Here is a 6011-nt window from a genome sequence, read left to right on the forward strand (position 1 = left end):
AATAAAATTTGTTAGGATAAGAGCACATCAATTTTCTTGGTGAATATAAACTTTAGTCTTCAACAATCAGGCGCTTTAATGAAGTAACTAAAGCCTAATTTTTCACTTATAACACCGAGTATAAATGCTAATTTAATAATGTACAGAAATGATTACATAAGAATGTACAGTTTAGTGTCATACATGCATACTTACACTGAGGTGAAGAGGATGCATGTACATCTAGATATAAGTACAGATATAGAAATTAATTGTTTGGAAGATTTACCAAAGTTAAAGCTTCTAATGTAGAGCCTAAATATGAAAATAAATAAAAGTAGATTAGGGCGGGAATTAGGTGTAGATAGGAGGACAGTGGATCGATATTTAAATGGGAATAGTTCTTGCAAAACTCGTAATAGAAAGTCAAAAATAGATGACTTATATAACGTTATATCTGAGCTACTTTCAGAGGAATCTATACAAACCTTTTACTACAAGAGGATTCTATGGGAGTATCTAAAAGATAACCATGGGTTAGAATGTTCTCAGTCATCTTTCCGACGCTATATATCTGATAAACCTGAATTCCAGGCATACTTTAGTGATGGAAAAAGAATTCAAGCGAACAAGACCGTTGTTCGTTTTGAGACCCCTCCCGGGGAACAAGCACAATTTGATTGGAAAGAGAACATTAGATACATAACAAAAGAGGGGGAAATTATATACGTCAATGTCGGGGTACTAGTGTTAGGTAATTCAAGATTCAAGTCTTATGGACTAACCATGTCAAAGTCACAAAGTGTACTAATGTCCTTTTTGATGGAAAGCTTTGAAGCGTTTGGAGGAGTTCCAAAAACAATATTAACGGAGATGTGGGCATTGTGGTAGCCCATTTGGAAGAAAGGTATGGAACTCTACCGATGAAAGGCTTAGAAGAATTGTCTGGAGATGTAATGGAAAATACAGTGTCAAAGGTGAAAAAAGCTGTCAGAACAAACATATGTAGACGTCAAGTTGAATTTTACACTTTTTGCTCGTTTCCTTTTTACACTTCTGCTGAAAAAATGCTCTTCCGATTTTTCATCCGATGACTTTCCTCTTCTTCGTCTCCATGGATGACCTCCACTCGATGAAGTAAACGATCTAAAATAGCTGTAGTGATCCCTTGGTCTCCTATTAAATTGCCCCATTCATCTGGACTTTTATTAGATGTCAGGATAATCGAACTTCGTTCGTACAAATGATTAATCAAATGAAAAAATAGGTTCGCTTCTCTCTGATCCATGGCCATATACATTAAATCATCGATGATTACTAGGTCGGCATTTCTGATTCTTTTTAGTTGGACTTTAGATTTGTTCAGGTATTCTTCTGATTTTAGAAGCTGCACAAGTTCACCCATTGTGGCGAAATAAACATTGAACCCTCTATAAACAGCCTAGAGTCCAAGTCCAATTGCGATATACGTTTTTCCAATGCCAGGGGGACCGAGAAGGATTAAATTGTATTGTTGCTCTAGCCAGCTTAATTCACGGAGTTGGGAGAGCTGTCGAGCCGTCAGAACGTTTTGTCCTTTCAGCTCAAACTCATCTAGTGACTTCACGAAAGGGAAGCGTGCCCATTTCATTCTTTTCTCAAGGCTTTTCGCTTCACGTTTGGCTAATTCATATTGGGTGATAGACTCTAAAAATTCCAAGTAGGTCCATGATGCTTTTTCAGCTTCGCGAAGAAGCAGTGGAAGCTCCTCCGCAGTCTCTGCTAAGCGTAGCTGACGGAATTGATCTTGTAGTTCATGTACAGTCTTGTTCATCATGCTCTACCTCCTAAAATGCTGGTATACGCATTTAGAGAACGGGTAGAGGCTTTGATATGAGAGTGTTTTAGCGAACTCGTGTAAAAGGATTGCACATCTTCAGCCGGTCCATCTTGTAATGTATCAAGATGATGAGCGATATCACGAAAATCATTCGCGTTGTAAAGCTTCTCTATCATGCACTTCCTCAAAACAGAATCAACTAACGCTGGATACTGCTGTATTACTTTATTGATAATCGCAAACTGGTCTCGATGATACCTTGGGTATCTTTGACTAATCTCATCCAAGTATGCAGCTACTTGAAGCTGATCTTCAAAGAGAGACATGAGGCGTTGCTTAAGCTCCTTAATGCCTTTAGAGCGATCTCTGGTATGGTGACGATTTTGAATAAGTTTTCCCTTTTCCGAGCTGATCACATGCTCGGCAATCACTTCACCATTTGCTTCTCTACGTATGACAAGAGTTTTATGATCTTTTAAATTCGCTTCAATCCACACAAGGTTCTCACTCATAGTTTGATAAGTCCCGAGTGGGACGGAATAACGGTTGGACTTGTAGCGAATCGTGTTGTCCTTGCTTACACTTCTTGTTATACTTTGGTTATTGGTACTTTCATATGAAAGTAACGAAGAGACTGGCTGTAAGTGTTGCTTTTCGAGGAGAAACACTTCTGCTGGTCTTTTTTTCGTTGTCTGGTGAACCTGATGGTTTCCAGTACGCTCGAGCCATTGTCGTGCTCTTTCATTCCAATCTTCTATGTCACTAAACACACGGCTGTCTGCGAAATTTCCTTTAATGTATTTCACTACATTTTCAATCATGCCTTTAGATTCCGGATCAGCTCTTCTGCACAGGTGAACTTTGAATCTACGCTCGTTTACATAGCTTTGAAACTCAGCTGTTAAAAGCAGTTGTCCTGCATTTTCACTCACTGAGATTAAGTGATCCTGATCATAGACAATTTCTTCTGTTCGCCCTCCATAGAACTGAAAAGCATTTTCGTGACAACGAATCGCATCTCTAGTGGTAAATGGGCGAGCTTGCCATTCCATATATTTATGTCGGGAGTTAGCGAGCACAAAGGCAATAAAGTACAGTTTGGCTTCTTTGTTGTTTACTGTTTTCTGTTTTGTTTCTCCCCAATCTACCTGGAGTTGTTTACCCATAGGCTGTTCAGGAACTGCTTCGTACTGACGGACAATCACCTTTTTCTCAATCTGATAGACTTCTCGAATACCCCTCACATATGTTCTTACAGTACTTCCACCGACCACTAGGTCGGGGTATCTCTCTAAAAGCCAATCATGGATCTGAGCACTACTTAGATGGGGATACTCTTCTAGCCAGGCAAGTATCCAGTCCTTATAGTGATCTAGTTTTTTCTTTTTTCCTAAAGGCTGTTCAGTATAGGCTGTAGCCTCATCGAATGTCATTTCTAAATACTTATAGACAGTTGGCCTTGAGACCTTAAGCTCTTTAGCAATTTGTGCTACTTTAAACTTTCTTTTATGTAATTCATGAATCTTGATATATAACACTAACTTCTCCTCCAAAATCCTAACCTCCAGTAAAATAACGTCAAGAACTATTTTACTAAAGTAGTAGGTTTATTGAGCAAAAGTGTCAACTTTATTCTAGCGTTTACAACATATTGACGATAAAGTCTTATACCAAGCTTTTATTAACACGTTTAATGCCATCATAGAGAACAAAGATTATTTTTTAGAAAAATGGCAGCAGAACATAGATAGTGATGATTATTTACAAAAATATAGAGTAAGACAGTTTATTGAGCTCATTGAAAAAACAGAGCCAATAACAGAGTTTGATTTGGAGTTATATTTTACATTGATTAGAAAGTTGACTGTATTTGTAGGGGAAAGAATTGTTGTGAGTTTGTTAGATGAAACGGAAATAGAATGTGAGATTGAGTAGATTATTATTGGTCTTGAAGGGTTTGTATTCTGCTATTTGGGTTAATTCTATGGAAGTTGTATTAAAAGAAACACTCTAAAAATTGGTACAGATACGAATCCATTTGTACAGAACGTAAAATAAAGGATTTATGAATAAACGTATACAAAATTGGAATAATATCTTTGAAAATAACCAAGGAGGTTGAATATGTCATTAGTACCTTATGATCCATTTAGACAATTATCAAATATGAGAAGAGAATTCGATCGTTTCTTTTCGGAATTACCAATTTCGTTTGACAATGAACATGGTATAGGTGGGATTCGAGTAGATGTTCATGAAACTGAGAATGAGGTTGTGGCAACATGTGATTTACCTGGTCTTGAAAAGAAAGAAGATGTAGATATTGATATTCAAAATAACAGATTAAGCATTAGTGGTTCTATCAAGCGTACCAATGAAATAAAAGAAGAAAATATGTTAAAAAAGGAACGCTATACAGGTCGTTTTCAACGTATGATAACACTTCCAAGCCCCGTTTCACATGATGGGGTTAAAGCTACGTACAAAAATGGAATACTTGAAATAACAATGCCAAAAGTAGCGAAGGACGTAAAAAAGAAGATAGATGTAAGTTTCCAGTAACATGAGTAAATTGCTACTGGTCATGAAAGATTTCGGGTATGACTACATGCAGGAATTAGCTAAAGAAAGTCCTGATTTGGTGGATTTGATAATTTTAACTATTCATTCACCTGAACAACAAAAGAAAAAGGTCATTTCTGAGTTAACAGATAATATTAAGAAAAGCTTTTTATAAATCTGATAAGGATCATAGGCTTTATATAAGCTAATAAATAATCATTATAGTACCTAAATTGTAATTAATTCATCGAAAGAGAAAGACAGGTTAAATAACTTGTCTTTTTTGTTTTGCAATTAACAAAAGATTATTTGATCAATCTTTGTAACAACATGTTTACTATAACCAACATAAATAATTATGAATAACTATACCATAATTTTGTAATGCTAACTGTAAACTAACATTTTTGAGAGGATATTATGTACATAAATAAAAACTTATCTGTACATGTCAAAGATCGATTAGATTATTGTGATGACTTAGTAATTAGGACATTTTCAGAGTTGAAAATTGAGGTATTATATTTTGGTCATCTAGTAGGGGAAGAAGAGTTGAAAAATAACATTTTATAACCTTTTTCAAATACAAATGATGAGGAAGTAAAAATTATATTAAGAAGAAAACAATATCAACAAGAAGATATTAATTTAATGGTTAAGGGAGTACTTGAAGGAAAAGCATTAATAATATACCAAAATTCACTTGCGTATGCAGTAGATATTTATGTTCCTAAAACAATAAGTGTTTCTCCAGCAGAAATTGAAACAGTAATTGTAGGATCCAAAGAAGACTTTATAGAAGATATTGGAACTAACTTGTCTATGATTAGGAGAAGGATTAAATCAGACTGTTTAAAAGTTCTTAGTTATAACATAGGTACCATCACTTCTGCCTGAGTAGTGTTAATATTCCCTACCCGAATAATGGCGACAACCGATAGAAATAACATCAATGAAAAACTACTCCAAAAAACTATTTTGATTACCTTTTTCCTGAATACCGTTTTCGGATATTCACGTTTCATGTTTGACCTCCTTTACTTCATCAACTCTTTCATGGCTTCCTTTCGGCGGTCTTTCCTCTTAGCTTCTTCACCTAACGCCCAGACAGAAATACAGATAAAAATAATTAATCCGAGAGTTGCCCAAATGCCATATTCCAAATAGAAATCCTTCAACCACCCAATAACATCATCAGCAGCTTCCGCAAATGGTGGATACTGATTGTATGCGAATTGAAACAAGAAATAGCCGACAACCGCTATCAGTGCAACAATAATGAGAACACCAATTAATCTTTTGATTAAGGAAACCAGTATTTCCTTAATAGGATTGGCACTTGATGCTGAACCACGTTTAACCTTATAACCCAATTTCTCACCCCCTTTCAATTTGGTTCAGTAGAAACCGTTATTCTATACGCTTATATAGACTGTAAAGTTTATAGGGATCGCTGGAATGAGCTGCCTTCCATATAGAACCATAGGGATCAGAAAGGACATCGTCATAAGTCGAGAAAAGCAAAGCCCCTCTTGCCATTGTTTACGAAGCATCGTAAATGGCAAGAAATCATACTGCTTCCATTCTCCTTTTTCTGTTAATCCACCCATTGTAACTAACATATGTACGTGAGGATTGAAGTTGACCCTTG

At 36.0% G+C, this 6011-nt stretch carries 6 protein-coding genes and 4 pseudogenes; 6 read left to right on the plus strand and 4 right to left on the minus strand.

Annotation, left to right across the window (positions count from 1 at the left end; all coding sequences use genetic code 11):
* Positions 1-210: 210 nt before the first annotated feature.
* Both ACTJJ9_RS25790 and ACTJJ9_RS25795 read left to right on the plus strand, forming a co-directional pair.
* A pseudogene (locus ACTJJ9_RS25790) lies at positions 211-852 on the plus strand (IS21 family transposase); the annotation flags it as partial.
* Positions 853-901: 49 nt separating this feature from the next.
* Positions 902-988 (plus strand): annotated as a pseudogene (locus ACTJJ9_RS25795) (hypothetical protein); the annotation flags it as partial.
* A 39-nt stretch (positions 989-1027) separates the two neighbouring features.
* Here ACTJJ9_RS25795 and istB read toward each other — a convergent pair.
* Positions 1028-1792 (minus strand): annotated as a pseudogene (gene istB / locus ACTJJ9_RS25800) (IS21-like element IS643 family helper ATPase IstB).
* Entirely contained in the window at positions 1792-3336 is a 1545-nt protein-coding gene (gene istA / locus ACTJJ9_RS25805; RefSeq protein ID WP_145585356.1) for an IS21 family transposase, read from the minus strand. The pseudogene istB and the gene istA overlap by 1 nt, the downstream one beginning before the upstream one ends.
* Positions 3337-3922: 586 nt before the next feature.
* On the opposite strand from istA, the gene ACTJJ9_RS25810 reads away from it, so the two are divergent.
* The 4 genes from ACTJJ9_RS25810 to ACTJJ9_RS25825 all read left to right on the plus strand — a co-directional run bounded on the left by ACTJJ9_RS25810 (position 3923) and on the right by ACTJJ9_RS25825 (position 5257).
* The gene (locus ACTJJ9_RS25810) at positions 3923-4360 is read left to right on the plus strand and encodes an Hsp20/alpha crystallin family protein (RefSeq protein WP_010891078.1); all 438 of its coding nucleotides are present in this window, start codon (positions 3923-3925) and stop codon (positions 4358-4360) included.
* 46 nt (positions 4361-4406) lie between these two features.
* Positions 4407-4535, plus strand: a complete 129-nt coding sequence (locus ACTJJ9_RS25815) for a hypothetical protein (protein ID WP_255452039.1) — start codon at positions 4407-4409, stop codon at positions 4533-4535.
* 245 nt (positions 4536-4780) lie between these two features.
* Positions 4781-4933, plus strand: coding sequence for a hypothetical protein (locus tag ACTJJ9_RS25820; RefSeq protein WP_440768998.1), 153 nt, complete (start codon positions 4781-4783; stop codon positions 4931-4933).
* Between the two features lie 78 nt (positions 4934-5011).
* A complete protein-coding gene (locus tag ACTJJ9_RS25825; RefSeq protein WP_255452049.1) occupies positions 5012-5257 on the plus strand; it encodes a spore germination protein in 246 nt (81 codons plus the stop codon).
* A gap of 140 nt (positions 5258-5397) precedes the next feature.
* Here the strand turns inward: ACTJJ9_RS25825 and ACTJJ9_RS25830 are convergent, their stop codons facing one another.
* Together ACTJJ9_RS25830 and ACTJJ9_RS25835 are read right to left on the minus strand one after the other, a co-directional pair.
* A complete protein-coding gene (locus ACTJJ9_RS25830; protein ID WP_145585443.1) occupies positions 5398-5733 on the minus strand; it encodes a DUF4381 domain-containing protein in 336 nt (111 codons plus the stop codon).
* 159 nt (positions 5734-5892) lie between these two features.
* Positions 5893-6011: pseudogene (locus tag ACTJJ9_RS25835) on the minus strand (transposase); the annotation flags it as partial.

It is taken from the genome of Metabacillus sp. 22489, assembly GCF_052044855.1.
In the GTDB taxonomy this organism is placed as follows: Bacteria; Bacillota; Bacilli; order Bacillales; family Bacillaceae; genus Metabacillus; species Metabacillus niabensis.